This window comes from Flavobacterium microcysteis, assembly GCF_006385255.1.
GTDB classification, from domain to species: domain Bacteria; phylum Bacteroidota; class Bacteroidia; order Flavobacteriales; family Flavobacteriaceae; genus Flavobacterium; species Flavobacterium microcysteis.
In genome coordinates this window covers 117574-136756 of the sequence record NZ_VFJE01000051.1, presented here as the reverse complement: position 1 = coordinate 136756, position 19183 = coordinate 117574, and the positions used below count along the sequence as shown (strand labels likewise).

The 19183-nt window shown below is 37.5% G+C and carries 18 protein-coding genes; 10 read left to right on the top strand and 8 right to left on the bottom strand.

Going from position 1 to position 19183, the window contains the following annotated elements:
• Window positions 1-10: 10 nt before the first annotated feature.
• From FJA49_RS04755 to FJA49_RS04740, 4 genes are all read right to left on the bottom strand, one after another.
• Complete coding sequence (locus FJA49_RS04755) at window positions 11-3517, bottom strand: ABC transporter permease/M1 family aminopeptidase (RefSeq protein ID WP_158629441.1); 3507 nt, start codon at window positions 3515-3517, stop codon at window positions 11-13.
• A gap of 1 nt (window position 3518) precedes the next feature.
• Window positions 3519-4394, bottom strand: coding sequence for an ABC transporter ATP-binding protein (locus FJA49_RS04750; RefSeq protein ID WP_139999393.1), 876 nt, complete (start codon window positions 4392-4394; stop codon window positions 3519-3521).
• An 88-nt stretch (window positions 4395-4482) separates the two neighbouring features.
• On the bottom strand, window positions 4483-4689 hold the full coding sequence (locus FJA49_RS04745) for a helix-turn-helix domain-containing protein (protein ID WP_139999391.1): 207 nt from the start codon (window positions 4687-4689) through the stop codon (window positions 4483-4485).
• 3 nt (window positions 4690-4692) lie between these two features.
• Complete coding sequence (locus tag FJA49_RS04740; RefSeq protein WP_139999389.1) at window positions 4693-5211, bottom strand: DUF2975 domain-containing protein; 519 nt, start codon at window positions 5209-5211, stop codon at window positions 4693-4695.
• Window positions 5212-5421: 210 nt separating this feature from the next.
• On the opposite strand from FJA49_RS04740, the gene FJA49_RS04735 reads away from it, so the two are divergent.
• Window positions 5422-6354, top strand: a complete 933-nt coding sequence (locus FJA49_RS04735) for a hypothetical protein (RefSeq protein ID WP_139999387.1) — start codon at window positions 5422-5424, stop codon at window positions 6352-6354.
• Between the two features lie 204 nt (window positions 6355-6558).
• On the opposite strand, the gene FJA49_RS04730 is transcribed toward FJA49_RS04735, so the two are convergent.
• Window positions 6559-6999: an SRPBCC family protein gene (locus FJA49_RS04730; RefSeq protein ID WP_139999385.1), complete on the bottom strand. Its 441-nt coding sequence runs from the start codon at window positions 6997-6999 to the stop codon at window positions 6559-6561.
• Between the two features lie 231 nt (window positions 7000-7230).
• Here FJA49_RS04730 and FJA49_RS04725 point away from each other — a divergent pair, with 231 nt between their 5' ends.
• Both FJA49_RS04725 and FJA49_RS04720 read left to right on the top strand, forming a co-directional pair.
• Entirely contained in the window at window positions 7231-7818 is a 588-nt protein-coding gene (locus FJA49_RS04725) for an autotransporter domain-containing protein (RefSeq protein ID WP_139999383.1), read from the top strand.
• A 106-nt stretch (window positions 7819-7924) separates the two neighbouring features.
• The gene (locus tag FJA49_RS04720; RefSeq protein WP_139999381.1) at window positions 7925-8344 is read left to right on the top strand and encodes a hypothetical protein; all 420 of its coding nucleotides are present in this window, start codon (window positions 7925-7927) and stop codon (window positions 8342-8344) included.
• A gap of 3 nt (window positions 8345-8347) precedes the next feature.
• Here FJA49_RS04720 and FJA49_RS04715 read toward each other — a convergent pair whose 3' ends face one another.
• A complete protein-coding gene (locus FJA49_RS04715) occupies window positions 8348-9040 on the bottom strand; it encodes a LytR/AlgR family response regulator transcription factor (protein ID WP_139999690.1) in 693 nt (230 codons plus the stop codon).
• Complete coding sequence (locus FJA49_RS04710) at window positions 9040-10080, bottom strand: sensor histidine kinase (protein WP_139999379.1); 1041 nt, start codon at window positions 10078-10080, stop codon at window positions 9040-9042. Before FJA49_RS04710 ends, FJA49_RS04715 begins: the two co-directional genes overlap by 1 nt.
• 165 nt (window positions 10081-10245) lie before the next feature.
• Here FJA49_RS04710 and FJA49_RS04705 point away from each other — a divergent pair, with 165 nt between their 5' ends.
• The 6 genes from FJA49_RS04705 (at window position 10246) to FJA49_RS04680 (ending at window position 18024) form a co-directional block, all read left to right on the top strand.
• Window positions 10246-11631, top strand: coding sequence for a TolC family protein (locus tag FJA49_RS04705; protein ID WP_139999377.1), 1386 nt, complete (start codon window positions 10246-10248; stop codon window positions 11629-11631).
• A gap of 12 nt (window positions 11632-11643) precedes the next feature.
• Window positions 11644-14928 (top strand): efflux RND transporter permease subunit, encoded by a 3285-nt coding sequence (locus tag FJA49_RS04700; RefSeq protein WP_139999375.1) that lies wholly within the window; start codon window positions 11644-11646, stop codon window positions 14926-14928.
• Window positions 14918-16012 (top strand): efflux RND transporter periplasmic adaptor subunit, encoded by a 1095-nt coding sequence (locus FJA49_RS04695; protein ID WP_139999373.1) that lies wholly within the window; start codon window positions 14918-14920, stop codon window positions 16010-16012. Before FJA49_RS04700 ends, FJA49_RS04695 begins: the two co-directional genes overlap by 11 nt.
• A gap of 165 nt (window positions 16013-16177) precedes the next feature.
• Window positions 16178-16771: a Crp/Fnr family transcriptional regulator gene (locus FJA49_RS04690; RefSeq protein WP_139999371.1), complete on the top strand. Its 594-nt coding sequence runs from the start codon at window positions 16178-16180 to the stop codon at window positions 16769-16771.
• 81 nt (window positions 16772-16852) lie between these two features.
• Window positions 16853-17143: a GNAT family N-acetyltransferase gene (locus FJA49_RS04685; RefSeq protein WP_139999369.1), complete on the top strand. Its 291-nt coding sequence runs from the start codon at window positions 16853-16855 to the stop codon at window positions 17141-17143.
• A gap of 5 nt (window positions 17144-17148) precedes the next feature.
• Entirely contained in the window at window positions 17149-18024 is an 876-nt protein-coding gene (locus FJA49_RS04680; RefSeq protein ID WP_139999367.1) for a pirin family protein, read from the top strand.
• 34 nt (window positions 18025-18058) lie between these two features.
• Here the strand turns inward: FJA49_RS04680 and FJA49_RS04675 are convergent, their stop codons facing one another.
• On the bottom strand, window positions 18059-18433 hold the full coding sequence (locus FJA49_RS04675; protein ID WP_139999365.1) for a hypothetical protein: 375 nt from the start codon (window positions 18431-18433) through the stop codon (window positions 18059-18061).
• A gap of 212 nt (window positions 18434-18645) precedes the next feature.
• On the opposite strand from FJA49_RS04675, the gene FJA49_RS04670 reads away from it, so the two are divergent.
• Entirely contained in the window at window positions 18646-19098 is a 453-nt protein-coding gene (locus FJA49_RS04670; RefSeq protein ID WP_139999363.1) for a response regulator, read from the top strand.
• Window positions 19099-19183 lie beyond the last annotated feature (85 nt).

Sequence of the window (19183 nt, the reverse complement as noted above, 5' to 3'; positions counted from 1 at the left end):
TTCTTTTTCATTAGAAATTTTTCCCGTTATCCTCTAAGCTGATTTCCATAAATCGCATTCGTGGGTCCAATATAATTTTTGCTGGTTTTTGTGAAAGGAGCGTTTTCAACTGTAGCTGATTTTTCTCCATTCTAATAATTTGTTTTTTTTCATTTTCAAAGGAAATCTCAACTTCTATCGGGTCGTCAAAATCAATTTCTGCACTTTTACCTTTGCCGTCTTCGCTATATTTTTTAGCAATAACAGCAACATTCAGTTCGTATTTTTCGTCTTTTGTCTTTGTAACGACCGCTTTATCCAACTGCAAATCATGAATAATAATCTGCTTAAACAGTTCATCGATTTTTGGATGCAGTGCTTTATCGCTGACTGCATAAAATTCGTTGATAAGATCTAAAGAAGTAGGCGGTTGTAACGGATAGGCATGCTTTTGTAATAAGCTTCGGAGTGCCTTATTTATTTTCTCCTCTCCAAGAAGCATTTCCAATTGGTACATAACAACAGCTCCTTTATCATAACAAAGAAACGGTTTGTTCGGATCGGATTTGTATAAAGGTTCTTCTCCCCAAAAAGCACGTTCGCCCAAATAAATATCTTTATGTACCTGAACCCGTGACAAAATATTTTCATTGCCATAAACGGTTTTATATAACATCTGTTCCGTATACATGGCCAATGTTTCCGTCAACAACTTACAGCCTTCACGATAATCGGTGTCAATTGTAGCATTGCCCCACCAGGTATGAGACAATTCATGGCTAATCAGTTCGTTCAATATGTCTTTTTCGGGATCCTGCTTTATTTTATTCTGGAAACCAAAAGATTCATTCATAAAATAAGACGTGGGATAAGCCGTAGCCGCAAACCCTTTCACATAAGATGATATTTCCGCAAACCGAATCACCTCATAGGGATAGTTACTAAAATTTTGCTTGCAATACCGCAATGTCTGTTTTACATTTCGCACGATATGCCCAACATTTTGTTGATGTTCCGGATGATAATACACTTCAACAGCAATTCCGTCATACATCACTTTTTGAACCGCATAGCGGGCTGAAGAAACAGCAAAGCGAAACGGTATAGGCGATGGTGTTTTATATCGGAAATAATTACGGTCATCTTTTTGCCATTGATCTTTCATGTCGCCAATTCCGATAGCTGTCTGATCGCCCGAAGTAGAAATTACAGCATCAAGAGTAACATGATCGTAGTAATAAGGCATTTGTATTTTTTCTTCCAGAGGAACCACTATAGACGAAGCCGGCATGTTTCGTCTTGTACGCTCTTTTGGGTCATCTATTTCGTTGTCTCCTATATAGCCTAGTCTTGGGAAAAAGTTACTGATACGGATAAAACTACCATTTTTTAGGATGGCATTAAACGGCTTAAATCCGTTAAATGGCGAAGCTTCATAAGCAAAACCAAACTTCATTGTACTGGATTCGCCTGGCTGTAAAGGCCGGAGTAACCTATACCAATAATGTCCGTATTGCTTGTCTTCCAATACCAATTTAGCTCCATCAATTACAAAACCTTTCCATTGCAGTTCTTTATCCGCATAAACCAAAATAGAATCAATAGCCTTATCGCCTTTGTTCTCTAAAATATAACTACCTTCTACAGTATAGCTGTTTTGTTCCGGAAATAAATCGATATTGGTCTTGACATCGGTTATGGATGGCTGCAACAGGCGACTGAATTTTTTATAGCGTTCCTCATACGCTTGCTTCCAATCATTGCGCTCGTTATTTTTAGATTGCTCTATTTCCTTTAGCAATATTACTCCGGAAAATGCGGCTCCAACCAGAAAAGTAAACAACATGATAACAGGCAATATTTTTAATTTCCCGACAGCCATTCTTTTGTTATTAAACCAGATAGCAACCCATAGAATTATTGCGGCAATACAAGTCCAATAGATCATTTTAATGTGAAAAGCATCCAGAAAAAAGTCAAATCCGTTCATTTCGCTGTAAATACCCTGAAAAACATTGGCATATTGCACTACCGGATGTTTAATCCCGACCATTCCTCCTAAAGAAGTATTCGTAAAAAGCAACAGGATTGTAGCAACAGTCAAACCAACATATCTGTTTCGGCAGATGGCCTGTATGCTAATTATTAAAGCCGAACAAAGCAGTAATGGCAAGCCAATAAGATAAAAAAGCGATAAATAAAGTCCGAAGTCGATATGGGCTGAGCCAAATGACAGTTGAAGTATCACGCCTATCAAACAATTGCACGCTATTAGCAAGACTGTTATAATTGCTAATGAAAACCATTTTGATAGGATAACTACAGCTGATGACACTGGGCTACTTTTTTCCAAAGATTCAAAACGGGCGCTGTGGCTTCTCCAAAAAACTTCGCTGCCATAAAAAATCAAGACTAAAATGCCTACAATCGGAAAAAGCTTCAGTATTTCGTTCACCATTAGGGCTGTGGTGGCAAGACGCTCCGGCAATCGCCTTCCGGCATTAATCATGCTTACCATTTCTATACTTGCAAAAGAGCACCAACCCAGGATTATAATCCATATCGGAACACTTTTGATTATAGAACGTATATCAATCTTTACAAAGCTGAAAAACGCTGTGAAAAAATAGGCACAGCCACTGTTTTTTGTAGTTACCGGATGATAATCACCTTGAAAATTTGATTTTTTTTCCTGAATTCTTTTATGAGATTTTTTCTCATTTCCGGTTACAAAGCTCAATTTTCGATAGGCATACAACATGAGCAGGAATGAAATCGCAAGACAGGCAATACGATTCACTAAAAATGATCCTTTTAATTCCAGCAATTGGGTATTGCGTTGTTCGGCTGACCAATATTGTGTCTGCTCAAAAAATGCCGACAGCCCAAAAGGATCTAATTTTGCCATAAGCTGCATGCTTTCTGCTGAAATCGGTGACGAATTGGCTATGAGTGGAGAATTAGAAAATAGGGCTATGCCCCAATAAAAGAAATAAATAAAAAGACCGGAAATATAGATGGCTATTCTATTTTTTGCCAAAACGCCAATACTGCAAATAATGCCGGTACAGAACAAAATATTAGGTACGGCTAATAGTAAAAATGGCTGGATATAATGCCATAAATACAACTCCATATATTCATCTCTGTTCGTACGAAATAGCTGATGACCTAGAAGCAGCCCGATGCTATACAATGCAAATGAAATAATAGCAATACCGCAGATTACCAGAAATCGGCTGCCTAAATAATACTTTTTCTGTAGAGGTGTTGCATAAAGAATTAAATCAAAATGAGCCTCTTTTTCCCGCATAAGGCTTTGTGCCGTGAGTAGCGATACGGTAAAAAGACACATCAGCGACATAATACCGGTAATATAGGTTATTATATAAGGCGAATTCTTATACGTCTCCGGAAAAGGGAAATTAGCACCAACCGCAGTAAATATTCCTAATCCTAAAAGGAAAAGAAGCAGCAGCAAAAAGGATTTTTTCTTTGCGAAAAAAATCCAGTCAAAATGTAAGATACCTGTAAACATATCACTTGGCATTATGGAGTTGCGCAAAATAAACAGCTTCAAGATCGGCTTGCTTCGTTACAAAACCGTTATCAGGATTCTTTTTAGAATAAATCTGCAGGTATAGTTTTCCGGCATTCAACTGCGTGGCTATCACCTCAAATTTTTCCTTATAAGTAGGCAGTTCGCTTTTATCAATACTTTTTGTCCAGATACATGCTTCCAACTCTTTAATAAAGACTTCCGGATTTCCATAGGCCAACACTTTCCCTTTATTGATAATTGCCATTTTCGTGCACAAATTCCTAACATCTTCAACCAAATGGGTTGAAAGAATGACGATCACCTGCTCTCCTATTTCGCTTAATAAATTATTGAATCTATTGCGTTCTTCTGGGTCAAGACCTGCTGTAGGTTCATCAACTATAATAATCTGAGGATTTCCAAGTAATGATTGCGCTACGCCAAAACGCTGTCGCATTCCGCCAGAAAAAGAACTTACTGCCTTATTTCGTTCATTAAACAAATTGGTTTTTTCAAGAAGTGCATAAATCTGCTCTTTTCTTGATTTTTTATCTCCTACTCCTTTTAATACAGCCAGATGCTCTAATAAATCATAAGCGCTGATTTTAGGATAAACCCCAAAATCTTGCGGCAGATATCCTAATTGCTGTTTGACAAACCCCGGGTCTGCTACGATATCAACATCATTAAAGAGGATCCTTCCCGTATCAGGAGTCTGCAATCCTGCAATTGTTTTCATGAGAGTAGATTTTCCTGCACCATTAGGGCCAAGCAATCCAAAAATACCGTTGCCTATTTCCAAAGAAATATCCTGCATAGCCTCTACGCCATTGCCATACGTTTTGTTTAAGTTTTTGATTTGTAAACTGTTCATTTTTTGATTTTTTGATGATTTTATTAGACAATAGATTTCCTGCACCCGTTTTGGGCGTGCTTTTTTATGCGCTAATTATGATTGAAAGTTATTCCTCCCTGTACTCTAAAATATCTCCGGGTTGGCAATCCAAAGCCTTGCAGATTGCCTCTAAAGATTCAAAACGTATACCTTTAGCCTTTCCTGTTTTTAGAATAGATAAATTGGCCGGAGTGATATCCAGTATCTCAGCCAATTCTTTGCTCTGCATTTTACGCTTTGCGAGCATTACATCAATATTTACAATAATAGGCATGGTTTATATATATAAGTCTTGTTCGGTTTGCAGATTCAGCCCCTGCTTGAATATCACGGCCATGAAATAGGCAAATATACCTACAACAAAATGCAATGCTGCTAAAGTGACAAGAATTTCAACTTCATAGGAAAAAATAATATGCCCGATTAAAAAAGGCAATGGAACAATAAAGTTGAGCAGGTAAAAAATACGCAGCCTTTTCACTCCTTGATGAGTAAACAATTTCTTCTCTCTAAAAGTGGTGAAAATATTGCCCAGTAACCAGAAAAACAGGCCATATAATCCTATAAAGGCAATCATCTCGAAAATGTAATAAAAGGCATAATCATCGCCTAGCAAAAAACGCCTATTGGTAAAAGGATATAAGATTACAAACTTCTTTCCTTCATCAACCAACTGCAATGACCCGATAGGAAATAAAAAGCTGATAATACAATACGCTGATGTCGCCAAATATGGGATAGCTATTACTCTTGAAAGATAAAACAAACAAGAGGCAACAAGACGAACTTCTTTCATTTTATTAAATTATTTTCTGCAAATATATAATTAATTATTGTTTTACGATAATTAATCAAGAAAAAAAATATTTTCCAACTTATGAATTATGAGTCCTAAATAGCATCCGTTTTTTTTTACAGATCGCTATTTGATATAAAGCATGTTATTCTATATTTGCATCCAATTAACAGACGATTTTACTTACTTAAACTTAAATAAATACTGAAAATGAAACGAGCACTGCTTCTATTTTTTTTAATGACAATAGGCTACTGTAATGCGCAGGACATTCTTGCTGATAAAGGAGTCATGACATTAGCAACTAATGAAAAAATAAAATTTGAAACATTAGAGCTTGCAGGAAAACAGTTTCGTTATATAGAACCAGCAACGGGTGAAAAGAAAGAAATTGCGATGAACACAGTCAAATCTGTTGATGATGAAAAGCACAACAGAGTCTTTACAAACCGAAACATCATTATTTCAAACGAGCTTTCTCAGGGAATACTCGTAGAGAAAACTAAGGCAGATACTATTGCCAAAAAACCAGCTCCTAAAAAAGAAGATCCGGCTTTTACACCAAACGGATATCCGAATGGTATTTATCATACTAAAGAAGATTTCATAAACAAAATGCCAAGCTCCACAGCTCTTGTAATTCCTAAAGAATTAGTTGGTTTTGAAAAGGAGGAAATTGTAGATCATATTCCTAGTGATTGCTATTTTTATCTAAAAAATGAAGACAAAAAGCTAAAAAAAGTGTTTGCTGTTTGCTACAAAGGAGAAATGTATTTCCAGACCCAGGCAATTTTGAGTAACCGAAATAAGACTGACAGAGCTCAAACCAATTATTACCCTAATGGTTTTGTCAGAGTTAAGACTATGGGAGAAAATTATTATTATACAGAGGCAAGTCTCGCTAATAAATGGGCACGAGGTTTTGCTCTGAATGGAGGTGCCGTGGGAGGTGCAATTGGCAGTACTTTAGAAAACCTAAAAGGTATTGTCTGGGATGTAAAAAATAAAGAATTCAATATCTTTAAAAATTGCAATGACTATAATGATTTTATAAGAGTACTTTATCCAGAAGGCGTACAAGAATGCAAAAAACATCAGCCAGATCTTTCTAAAGTAAGAGAAGCTATAAACATAATAAAATAGTGCTAATTACAACAAAAGCCCCATTTTCATGGGGCTCATTGCTTGCATAATTTAAGTAACTAATTCAAATCCTATATAATTGAAAACAATTATAAGTTCAAGCAATATATTGATATCGAACTATTTAAACTTAAGTGTTTACAAATATAGAAATTAGAACTTATTATTCCGAATTAAAGTAGCAGGCTTTTCTGAAACTTACCTTTATTTCTTTTCAGACAATTCCTTGATTTTGCCTAACGCTACCGGCCAGGTTTCATTAAAAAAATCCTCATATTCTTCGGTTACACCCATATCAACCATAAGCAGTGTTTTACCATTTACTGTTTTCAGGGTGTAGTTTTCAAGTGCTCCTGCCCAGTCGTTACTCTTTTCATTTTCTGTATGCTCGATTCCATCCATCATAACACCTATATGTTCAATGGACATATATTCATTAGGAATATTTTTAGCAATTCTGGCTACCATACCTTCATTATCGGCATTCAGGAAAAGCACCTTACTACCTTCTTTCCAATCGGTTTCTGCTCTTGATCCTTCGCTAAATGGAGCTGTCCATTGCGGATATGTTTCTTTTCCCCATAAGATATCCCATACTTTTTCACGTGGTGCATCTAATTCTATCGAAAATTCTTGCCTTTTCATAGTTGTATTGTTTTTTAGTTGTTGTGGACTGATTATCAGACCATCCATTACAAATATCCGTCCTTTTTGATTAGTTTAAAGGGGCAAAATGCGACAATATCGAGGGTCATTTGGGTAAGATTATTATTTTTTTTCACGGCCTATGCAACCATTTTCAAACGAGTAGCGTCTATGCTAATAGAAGTCGGTTTTTAATCGGCACCCAAAACACAAACTTTAAAACATATAAAAATGAAACGTATTTTACTTCTAGCTATCTTATTGCCAACATTCAGTTTTGCGCAAGAAAAACAAAATGACAACACAGAAACATCTGGGCTAAAACCAAGATTCACTATTTCTGGTAATTCCACCTTTTCAGATCCTTCACAAGCCGGATTGAGTATTGAGTATAAAAGCAAAAATTTAGACAGCGGAAGAAACTCTTCCAACATATTGAATCTTTCTTATGGGATGATGAATTATGACAACGATATTATAGATGTAGACGGAACCGGTTTTGTAATTGAATTGGGAAGTAGAACCTATATTGAAAAAGGAAAATGGGACGGTTTTTATGCTGAAAATTTTATTTCTTATGGAAATATAAAATTTGACGAAAATATTGGCGGTTTAGGAAAGTTTGATGGAACTTATTCTTACTGGAGTATCATTAATCCAAACGTAGGTTACAAATTCATGATTGGAAAAAGTGTAAGCATCGACCCATATATCGGAGCTAACTGGAAATGGGAAGTAAAAGGTAAAGGTGATGTAGACAACAAAAACATCGATAACTTTGTATTCAGAGCAGGACTAAGAATCGGATATAGCTTCTAATATTACATTTGATTGTCAGGGCTAAAATAGGGTAAATTTACCGTACTTTTAGCCCTTAATATACCTATCCAGTCAAAAACTGTAACAGCAAAATACCAAATCATCAATGAAAAAATCATTTTTCCTTCTTTTTTTAATCGGCTTCACAACACTAAGCAGCTGCAGGATAACCAAAACAATAACTATGGTTAATGCCAAATCCAATGCAGCCGAAACCGAAGTTGACTTTATAAAACATAAGATCAGTTCTATTTCATTTCTTCCGTTAAGTGGAGAACAGGAAGAATTGGCCATCGCTATTTGGAAAAAGGAAAAGGACAATCTTGGAAAAATCAAACTGAAAAATTCTGAGATTGCACCTGTTATCTTTCAATCTGAAAATGAATTCAGAAGCATACTAACACCAGAACAGCTAAAGGAATATAAGAAGGAATATAGCGACTCTATGATAACAAAATATTTCCTGAGCAATCGCGCCATGCAGGAAATCAAAAGAATTTATAATATAGAAGCAGAAATCAAGTAAACCCTATCGGGCAAGCACACGTTCAAGTTCTCTTCTGTAAGTAATACCTACCGGAATTTTTTGGCTGTTCACGACGAGTACATCTCTTTCATTTTCTTCAATCTTGTCTACAGCCACTATATAGGATTTATGAACACGTAAAAACTGTCCTTCCGGCAGGTTTGCTTCCAATTCGTTAGTAGTCATGGAAGCCAGATACGTTTTTCCCAATGTAAAAATCTTGACATAGTTGCCATAACTCTGTGCAAAAAGTATTTTCCTCACATCAAGATCAATCAGGCCACCATCTGCCTTTATGCTGATAAATAAATTGGAAACCATCGTCTTTTTTTCGGCATAAAAAGAAAAAAAGCGTTCGATAGATTTCAGAAAACGGGGAAAATAAATAGGTTTAAGCAAATAATCAATTACACCATAATCATAACTTTCCAGAGCAAATTCTGAATAGGCCGTAGTCAGAATAGTCTTAGGCTGTGACGGAAGAATCTTTAGCAGTTCTAATCCTGTTATTTCAGGCATATCAATATCGAGAAACATCAAATCGACTGGGTTTTCCCGAATATAATTCATCGCTTCAATACCATTATAACATTGATGTACGAGTTCCAGTTCCGGATTCTGCCGGATATAATTCGTCAGCACATAATGGGCCGCAGGCTCATCATCAACGATAATGCATTTTTTAGGATCCTTTATCATTCGGCCAGTTTTTTCAAGGGAAGTTCTAAATCGACACTATATTCCTTGCCCGTATTATTGATATCCAGCTTATGTTCATTGCCGTAAATAATTTTTAGGCGCTCTGTAGTATTCTTGAGTCCAATTCCCGTCGAAACCACATTTACTTTTTTTTCAGGTATGGAATTTCGGATTTTCAAACAGAGCTTTCCTTTTTCTACGACTATGGTAATATGTACATAGCAGTTTTCAATGGCGCAAGTTCCGTGTTTGAATGCATTTTCTACAAAAGCAATTAGCAACATCGGAGAAATTTTATACGCATTTTCATTATCGATTCTACTTTCATAAGTAATCTCGCAACGATAGCCTACACGCTCTTTCTCCAGCTGTATATAACTGTTGATAAACGACAATTCCTCATCTAAAGATACGCATTGTTTTGCATTGCTTTCCAGCTGGTAGCGCATCAGCTGCGATACTTTCATGATAAGATCCGGAGTTCTTTCCGGGAATTCAAGACTGATTCCGTAAAGCGTATTAAAAGTATTAAAAAGAAAATGCGGGTTCAATTGACTTCTTAGCGAGTTGAGCTGCATTTGGTTAAACAGCAAGGCTTCTTCCCTCTTCCTTTTTTCTTCTCTGTAAAATTTAAGAAACATAACTGGTCCTAAAATACAGATTAGCGTACCTACGACTGTTGCCAGCTGATATTGGTAGCTTTTCTGGTGTGAGAATTCATATAAAGACGAAGCTTTAGTAATCCAAACTGATGAAATCTGATACACAATAACCGAAAAAATAAGAGCCAGAAGTATGGTCAATCCCAGATATAAAAGCCCTTTGTGCTTTTTTACCAATATAGGCAGTAAAAAAAAGCGGTTGGCCTGAGCATGAAAATACAGCATCAGATAATAGCCTACACCGGTTAAGACAGCAATTGGAGAATTAAATAAGATCCAATCGTTCTTTAAAGAAAAAATAGAGAATGAAAACAGCAATATTGCAACTTCCTGCCACCATTTATTATCCAACACATTATCGACTTTCCATTTCATTTTTTGCAATTGAGGCTACAAATTAACGATTTATTATTAAATTCTTATGGTATTTAATGACCAATTGAATTCGTCATTTTTTATCCACGATTTATCATTTAAAATACCTTGCTGAAACGTGTCTGCTGTAAATTTGCGCTTTCAAACTTATATCAGGCTTAAAAAATGACTACAAAAAAAATAAGTCTTTTCCTTCTATCCCTCTTTTTCTTTCAAGGGTTTTCCCAAACCCTTAGCCTGAAAGAAGCTGTAGAAACGGGAATGGCTAATTATGGAACCCTAAAAGCAAAAAGCAAATATGCAGAGGCTTCCAAAGAAAGCGTAAAACAAGCACGCAGAGACTATCTGCCTAACTTAAATCTAGCTGCCCAACAAGATTATGGAACTGTAAATGGTCAAAACGGACCTTTATACGGTTTTGGTGGACTTGGTGTAGCTTCTTCCGGACTGCCACTACCGGAACAAAACTGGAATGCGGCTTTTGGAGCTTTGTATCTGGTTAATATGAACTGGGATTTCTTCACCTTTGGAAAGGCTAAACAACGCATCAACCTGGCAAAGGCAGATGCAGAACGCTCTGAAAAAGATTTTGAACAGGAACAGTTCCAGCATAAAGTAAAAATTTCTGCTGCCTACCTCAACTTATTGGCGAGCCAAAGACTGCTGATTTCTCAGGAAAAAAATCTTGACCGTGCCATCGTTTTCCAAAAAATAGCGGCTGCACGAGTAAAAAACGGATTACTTCCTGGCGTAGATTCAACTTTGGCTTCTGCTGAAGTATCACGGGCTAAGATTATGCTAAACCAAGGAAAAGATCAGGTTAAAGATTTGAATAATAAGCTGGTTGCCCTAATGGGAACTGACATTAAAGACTTTGTTCTTGACAGCACATTCGTAAAACAGATTCCAAAATCAATATTAGGACTCGAAACGGCAAACGATACGCTAAATCCTATCTTGCAATACTATAAAAGCAGAATCGATTTCAGCAAACAGCAAGTCAAACTATTCAAAAGAGAGTATTATCCAACTTTCAGCCTTTTTGGTGTGTATCAGACCCGTGCTTCCGGATTCAATTCGAATTATGCAGTCGACCAGAATTCGTATACCCGTAATTACTTCGATGGCGTTAGTCCAGATCGTCAGAACTACCTTCTTGGTGTTGGTGTAAGTTGGAATCTTACGTCCATAGCCCGCTCAAGCAAGAAAGTAAGTGCTCAAAAGCTGATATCTGAAGGGTTGCAGGAAGAATACAATGTGATTGACCAGCAACTCAAAACGCAATCTGATGCAGCCGATGCCAAGATTAAATATGCAATGGATAATTATGTCGAAGCTCCAAAACAAGTAAAAGCTGCCGAACAGGCCTATCTTCAAAAAACAACGCTCTATAAAAACGGGCTGACCAATCTTGTTGATGTGACACAAACGCTTTATACGCTAAACCGTGCCGAAATTGACCGGGATATTATTTATACCAACGTATGGCAGTCACTTTTGATGAAAGCCGCTGCTACAGGAGATTTTGAATTATTTATTAATGAATTTTAATTTTTACGACTGATGAATTTAATACGTTTTGCACTTCGCAAACCTATCTCCATATTGGTACTCGTAGCCGGACTATTCTTCTTCGGTATTGGTGCCGTCCGTGATGTAAAAGTAGACATCTTGCCAAAGATGAACCTTCCGGTAATTTATCTGGCCCACCCTTTTGGAGGTTATACTCCAAACCAGATGGAATCCTATTTTGCAAAAAACTATGTCAACGTCATGCTTTTTGCCAATGGTGTCAAGTCGATTGAAACTAAAAACATACAAGGATTGACATTGATGAAAGTGACCTATTATGAGGACACTAACATGGCACAAGCTGCTGCCGAATTAAGTGCGCTTTCCAACAGGATTCAGGCTGCTTTCCCTCCTGGATCTCAGCCACCGTTTATTATCCGTTTTGACGCTTCTTCCCTTCCTGTCGGACAATTGGTATTAAGCAGTAAAACACGTTCCAACAATGAATTGCAGGATTTGGCTAACGTATATGTGCGTGCTTCTTTTACTTCGATTCCCGGATTACTATCGCCTCCGCCTTTTGGAGGAAGTCCAAGAACTATCGAAATAAATGTCGACCCTGATATGCTACGCTCGCACAATCTTACACCTGATCAGATTGTAGATGCCATCCGTATCAATAACCAGACAGCTCCTTCAGGAAACGTAAGGATTGGCGACCAGAATTATATCACGCCAACTAATAATACGATCAAGGAAATTAAGGATTTTGAGAAAATTCCATTATTCAAGGGTGGTATTCAAAACTTGTATCTTGGCGATGTAGCTACTGTAAAAGACGGTGCCGATATTACTGCAGGATATGCTTTGGTTAACGGAAAACGCTCTGTTTATGTGAGTATTGCAAAAGCTGGAGACGCTTCTACCTGGGATGTCGTACAAAAATTAAAGGCCGATTTGCCAAAAATACAAAGCACGCTTCCTGAAGATGTAAAACTGTCTTATGAATTTGACCAATCAGTTTATGTAATCAATTCCGTTAAAAGCTTGGTTACAGAAGGAATTATTGGTGCGGTACTGACAGGATTGATGGTACTTCTATTTTTAGGAGACCGTAGGGCAGCGATTATCGTAATCCTTACTATTCCTATTTCTATTATTTCGGGCGTACTGTTCTTAAAATTATTTGGACAAACCATCAACCTGATGTCGCTCAGCGGATTGGCATTGGCGATTGGTATTCTGGTTGATGAAAGTACGGTGACTATTGAAAACATACACCAGCATCTCGATATGGGAAAACCCAAGGCTCTTGCCATATGGGATGCCTGTAAAGAAATCGCCTTACCAAAATTACTGATCCTGCTTTGTATCCTGGCCGTTTTCGCCCCTGCATTTACGATGAAAGGAATACCGGGAGCTTTGTTCTTACCTCTGGCTCTGGCTATTGGTTTCTCGATGATTATTTCCTTCCTGCTGTCACAGACATTTGTTCCGGTTATGGCAAACTGGCTGATGAAAAGTCATCCTAAACAAAAACATGGCCCAGAAATAACAGACGATGAAGCTGAATTTATCGCTTCTGGACTTACACCGGAATCAGAAGAAGACACATTCAACCAAAAGAAAGTATTAGTTGAAAGAAATGATTTTAATAATGACGGTAAAATCAGCCGTTTTGAACGATTCAGAAACCGATTCATGCGAATGCTGGAACGTTTATTCCCGCTTCGAAAACCGGTTACGCTTTTCTATTTGTTTGGTATTACCGGATTAGCAATACTTCTGATTAACGTAATTGGACAAGATGTATTTCCTAAAGTCAATTCGAGCCAATTCCAAATGCGACTTCGCGCTGCTGATGGAACTCGTCTGGAACGTACAGAAGAAAAAGCCCAAAAAGCTTTAAAGGAACTTGAAAATATGGTAGGCAAAGAACACCTTGCTATCTCCTCGATTTATGTAGGGCAACACCCTTCCCTATTTTCTGTATCACCAATTTATCTGTTTACGGCTGGTCCGCATGAAGCCGTTTTCCAAATCGGACTTAAAGATTATCATGCCGATATGGATGAATTTAAGGACAGTTTCCGCAAAAGGATTAAAAAAATCTTACCTGATGTGAAGATTTCATTCGAGCCTATCGAACTAACGGATAAGGTATTGAGCCAGGGTTCGCCTACTCCAATTGAAGTCCGAATTGCCGGAAAGAATAAAAAGCTAAATGAAGAATATGCTAATAAGATAATCGCCAAACTGAACAAAATTAGCTATTTCAGAGATGTTCAGATTGCTCAGCCTATCAAATATCCGTCTTTAGATATCAATATTGACAGAACCCGTGCAGCCCAGGTAGGTGTTGACATGAATGAGATTTCACGTTCCTTGATTGCATCGACCTCATCTTCCCGATATACTGAAAAGAATACCTGGATTGATGAAAAGGCAGGATTGTCTTATAGCGTACAAGTACAGGTTCCTTTAAATAAGATGAAAAGCGTTCATGATATGGGTGAAATTCCATTGCTTAAAAATTCGACAAGACCTGTCTTAAGCGATGTGGCTACAATCACGCCATCTATGACCTATGGTGAAAATGATAACTTAGGTGCAATGCCTTATATTTCTGTAACTGCCAATATTCACCAAACCGATTTAGGAACAGCCTCTAAAGACGTTCAGAAAACCATCGCTTCTTTAGGAGAATTGCCTAGAGGTCTGTTTATTGAGCCTATCGGATTAAGTAAAGTATTGGGAGAAACGATGAGCAGCTTGCAAACAGGATTATTAGTAGCCATTGTTGTTATCTTCTTGATGCTTTCTGCCAATTTCCAATCGTTCCGTATCTCATTGGTTATCCTGACAACTGTTCCAGCTGTAGTTCTCGGTTCTTTATTACTTCTGATAATTACCGGTTCAACATTAAACCTGCAATCGTATATGGGAATCATTATGTCGGTAGGAGTTTCGATTGCCAATGCCGTACTTTTGGTCACGAATGCAGAACAGCTACGAAAACACAATGGCGATGCGCTCTTATCAGCCAGAGAAGCAGCTTCATTAAGGCTTCGTCCTATCCTGATGACCAGCGTTGCCATGATTGCGGGAATGCTACCAATGGCTATAGGCCATGGTGAAGGTGGCGACCAGGTTTCGCCTTTAGGAAGAGCCGTTATTGGAGGTTTATTATTTTCTACTTTTACGGTGCTGATTATCTTGCCCCTGATTTTTGCATGGGTACAAGGCAAGACCTCAACACAATCCGTATCACTTGATCCAGAAGACAAAGAAAGCAAACATTATATATCATCATTACACCCTCACAATGAAAAATAATTTATACAGAACATCGGCCTTATTATTGCTACTGGCTGTCTTAAATAGCTGTGGTACATCAGACAAGGCTGAAGCAGCTCCAATGGAAGAAACAGCACCTGCTGCTATTGAAACTTTTCAAATCAGCAAAGAGCAATTATCTACTGAACTTCGAATTCCTGCTGAACTTACAGGTTTCCAGCAGGTTGATATTTACGCTAAAGTAAGCAGCTTTGTGAAAGAGCTTAAAGTAGATATTGGTAGCCAGGTAAAAAAAGGACAACTTTTGATGGTTTTAGAAGCACCGGAAATCAGCTCGCAGCTTGCCGCTTCAGAATCAAGACTCCGTTCTCAGGAAGCAGTCTATATGACCAGTAACAGTACTTACAAAAGAATACTGGAAACCAGCAAAGTTGAAGGAACAATTTCTAAAAACGACCTGGAACAAGCTGAAGGCAGAAAAAATTCTGATTATGCTCAATTGCAAGCTGCCAAAGCTTCTTACAAAGAAATACAGAACATTCAGGGCTACCTACAAATCCGTGCTCCATTTGATGGCGTCGTTGCTGCCCGTAACGTTAACCTTGGCGCTTATGTTGGCCCATCAGGAAAAGGTTCAGAACTACCTTTGTTTACATTACAGGAACAAAGCAAACTGCGTCTTTCTGTATATGTTCCTGAATTGTATACAGGCTACCTGAAAAACGGAGATGAAATTAGTTTCACCGTCAAATCAATGCCTGGGCAGATTCTGAAGGCAAAAGTAGCTCGTATGTCGGGTGCTTTAGACAGTCGCTTGCGTTCAGAACGTGTTGAAATGGATGTTATCAATACGACTAAAAAATTATTGCCGGGAATGGTGGCCGAAGTTCTGTTGCCACTTAAAGCGCAAGACAGCAACTATGTTATCCCTAAAACGGCATTGGTCACTTCAAGCGAAGGAACTTTTGTACTACAGGTTGAAAATGGCAAGACTATCAGAAAGCAAGTTCAAAAAGGCCGCGAAATAGAAGACCGTGTTGAAATCTTTGGCGATATTCCTGAAAATGCACAATTGGTTAAAATAGCTTCCGAAGAAATTAAAGACGGAACTCCAGTAAAATAAAATTTCCTCCCCTTTCTAAATAACCCTTGGCTCTCGGAATCTTTTCCGGGGGCTTTTTTTATAATTTTAGTATCACAAAACCTTAGCCACTTAGCACCTTTGTAACTTAGCATCTAAATAATCGCTTTTATTTCCTAAATTCGTAACTGCTCTATCCCAAAGCCCATGACCGATCTCTTTAAAAAATACATTATTGATACTCAATGTGCTACCGAAAGCCAATACGAAGAAGTTGAGCATCTTGTACATACTGTCAATATTACTAAAGGTCAATTGCTATTAAAGGAAGGCGAAATTTGCGATAAAGCTTATTTTGTATGCAAAGGAATCCTTCGTTCCTATACGATGGATGAATCGGGCAAAGAACACACCATTCAATTTGCTCCGGAAAACTGGATTATTGCAGACCGAAGCAGCTTTTATTTTAACGAACCTTCAGAAATGTATATTGATGCTTTGGAAAATACCGAAGCCGTTTATGTACAAAAAGAATTCTTCGATATTGCTTCCAAAAAATTTGAAAATTTTACCATAGTCAATACGCTTGCACTCCATAATAACATCAGGCATATGGAAAAAAGAATCAATTATCTTCTAAGCGCATCGGCAGAAAAAAGATATTTGAAATTCATTGAAACATACCGTGACTTATCGCTCAGGGTTCCTCAACTGCTCATTGCTTCTTACTTGGGCATTACTCCAGAAGGTTTAAGCAGAGTTCGAAAAGAACTGGCAAACAAAAACTTCAACAGGGATTAACCACCACGCATTTCTTAACCTAGGTCAAGAGCCATGATTTTGATACTGCTTACCTTTACAGTATTAAAAAATATTTCAATCATGGACTATACAATCACACACAATGAAAGCCGTAAACGATTCGAAATCAGTTTAGACGGAAAAACAGCGTATGTAAAATACGAACTTTTTGACGGAGGCATTGCTTATATGCACACCATCGTTCCTGCCGAACTGGAAGGTAAAGGTATAGCTTCTGCTTTGGCGAAATATGTCCTGGATTATGCTAAAGATAACAGCTTAAAAGTAAAGCCTTATTGTCCGTTTATCAATGCTTATATCGACAGACATCCTGAATATCAGGAAAATTCACTTTTTCACACTAAAAATTGAGTATCATGACAACAAAAAAAATAGAACGCATAATTACACCACCGGCTCCACATATGGTTGGAGACGGTTTCAGAGTGCATAACTTTATTCCGTCTGCTCAGGGTTTGAGCATGCAGCGCATGAGTCCTTTTATTATGATGGACTATAATTCTAAGTTTTACTTTCCTCCTACACAGGAATTAAGAGGTGTTGGCGTCCATCCGCATAGAGGATTTGAAACGGTAACTATTGCCTACAAAGGAAAAGTAGCGCATCATGACAGCGCTGGCAACAGTGGTGTTATTGGTGAAGGCGATGTGCAATGGATGACAGCCGCATCTGGTATTCTTCACAAAGAATATCATGAAGAGCAATTTAGTAAAAACGGCGGTGATTTTCAGATGGTACAGCTTTGGGTGAATTTACCGGCAAAAGACAAGATGTCGGCTCCCAAATACCAAGGGATTACGAATAACGCAATCAACAAATTCCAGTTGCCTAATGACGAAGGATTTGTAGAAGTAATTGCGGGAACCTACAATGGAGTTTCCGGAACCGCCTCTACATTTACGCCTGTTAATCTGTTGAATGCAAAATTACATAAAGGTGCTACTGCTACATTTAATTTCCCGGCTTCTTATAATACGGCACTTTTAGTAGTGGAAGGAAGTATCAAAGTCAATGGCAGTGAGAAAATCGCAACAGATAACTTTGTATTATTTGCCAATGAAGGCGAAGAATTTACAGTTGAGGCATCAGAAGATGCAGTAGTATTGGTTTTAGGCGGTGAGCCTATTAACGAACCGATAGCGGCACATGGCCCATTTGTAATGAATACGCAACAAGAAATAATCCAAGCGTTTAATGATTTTAATATCGGCCGTTTTGGATATCTTGAATAAAAAAAAGCCCGGCATTGAGTCCGGGCTTTTTTTATTAGAATTCGGTTTCAAAACCTATGTGTTCCTGGTTTCCGTTAATCCAATATCGTGAAATATAATTCTCGTCATCTCGAAAACATTGTAAGGCCTTATCGGTTATCAAGGCATCATAAATCTTATAATCCTGTATTTGATGTTCGTCAAGGATAAGGATAATCTCAACAAAAGTTGCCGGTTCTTTCTTTGCTTCGTTCTCTACTTCTGACTGGCTTTCTATATCGCAAAACGATTCCACCCTATACAATTCGGCTTTACCGGATTTCAGGCTGTCTACTATCTTATCAATAATGCCTCTTGTTGTCTCATCATCCAGGTTTTCACCTGCAATTTTCAATTTCTCTGGCATCTTAAACTGGCACATTGCAACCATTGTGAGCTTTTTTAAATTGTTTTTCAGATTCTAATAAATTTAAGCCATTTCGGATAAAAAGCCATTATACAATTGCCGTTAGGATTTATATATTTCAACGTTAAAGTAAAGCTAAACACCTTCATTTAGGAATTACATTTTCTATCTTTGGAATACAAACTAATTTGAATTCTGCTTGTAATTAATTTTAAATCAAAAATTTAGTATTAAATATGAGACTATTCGAAGAAAAGATTAACATTGTATTGGCCGATGACGACCGGGATGAATACGACTTATTTAAAGAAGCTGTAAGCGAAATTAATGAGAACTACAATCTTGTTTTTTTTCCAAACGGAAAAGAGCTCATTGATTACCTAAACAGTGAAGAAATTACAGACCCTGACATCATCTTTCTGGACCTCAACATGCCCTTCATGTCCGGAATAGACTGTTTGAGATTGATACGTGCCAACGAGAAATATTCCGATACCGCAATTGCCATATATTCAACCTCATCTGCTGAACAGGATCAGGAAGATACTTTTACATTAGGTGCCAATGTGTATATCAAAAAACCTAACGATTATGCTGCAATGAAAAAAGTACTGCAGCATATTTTCAAAACCTATTGGCAATATCATACCTCTGACATGAACAGGGATACTTTTCTAATTTCTGTCTAGCTATACAATTCAAACATTTTGAAATATTGAAAAAGCCGACTTGAAATAAGTCGGCTTTTTTTATGATAGGGAAAAATTGTTTGTT

Coding starts and splice junctions, on each gene's coding strand:
- FJA49_RS04690 (WP_139999371.1), top strand. CDS start 16,178: ATGACCGATCTCTTTAAAAAATACATTATTGATACTCAATGTGCTACC.
- FJA49_RS04710 (WP_139999379.1), bottom strand. CDS start 10,080: ATGAAATGGAAAGTCGATAATGTGTTGGATAATAAATGGTGGCAGGAA.
- FJA49_RS04670 (WP_139999363.1), top strand. CDS start 18,646: ATGAGACTATTCGAAGAAAAGATTAACATTGTATTGGCCGATGACGAC.
- FJA49_RS04740 (WP_139999389.1), bottom strand. CDS start 5,211: ATGAAAGAAGTTCGTCTTGTTGCCTCTTGTTTGTTTTATCTTTCAAGA.
- FJA49_RS04695 (WP_139999373.1), top strand. CDS start 14,918: ATGAAAAATAATTTATACAGAACATCGGCCTTATTATTGCTACTGGCT.
- FJA49_RS04720 (WP_139999381.1), top strand. CDS start 7,925: ATGAAAAAATCATTTTTCCTTCTTTTTTTAATCGGCTTCACAACACTA.
- FJA49_RS04730 (WP_139999385.1), bottom strand. CDS start 6,999: ATGAAAAGGCAAGAATTTTCGATAGAATTAGATGCACCACGTGAAAAA.
- FJA49_RS04705 (WP_139999377.1), top strand. CDS start 10,246: ATGACTACAAAAAAAATAAGTCTTTTCCTTCTATCCCTCTTTTTCTTT.
- FJA49_RS04675 (WP_139999365.1), bottom strand. CDS start 18,433: ATGGTTGCAATGTGCCAGTTTAAGATGCCAGAGAAATTGAAAATTGCA.
- FJA49_RS04700 (WP_139999375.1), top strand. CDS start 11,644: ATGAATTTAATACGTTTTGCACTTCGCAAACCTATCTCCATATTGGTA.
- FJA49_RS04755 (WP_158629441.1), bottom strand. CDS start 3,517: ATGTTTACAGGTATCTTACATTTTGACTGGATTTTTTTCGCAAAGAAA.
- FJA49_RS04680 (WP_139999367.1), top strand. CDS start 17,149: ATGACAACAAAAAAAATAGAACGCATAATTACACCACCGGCTCCACAT.
- FJA49_RS04725 (WP_139999383.1), top strand. CDS start 7,231: ATGAAACGTATTTTACTTCTAGCTATCTTATTGCCAACATTCAGTTTT.
- FJA49_RS04750 (WP_139999393.1), bottom strand. CDS start 4,394: ATGAACAGTTTACAAATCAAAAACTTAAACAAAACGTATGGCAATGGC.
- FJA49_RS04685 (WP_139999369.1), top strand. CDS start 16,853: ATGGACTATACAATCACACACAATGAAAGCCGTAAACGATTCGAAATC.
- FJA49_RS04735 (WP_139999387.1), top strand. CDS start 5,422: ATGAAACGAGCACTGCTTCTATTTTTTTTAATGACAATAGGCTACTGT.
- FJA49_RS04745 (WP_139999391.1), bottom strand. CDS start 4,689: ATGCCTATTATTGTAAATATTGATGTAATGCTCGCAAAGCGTAAAATG.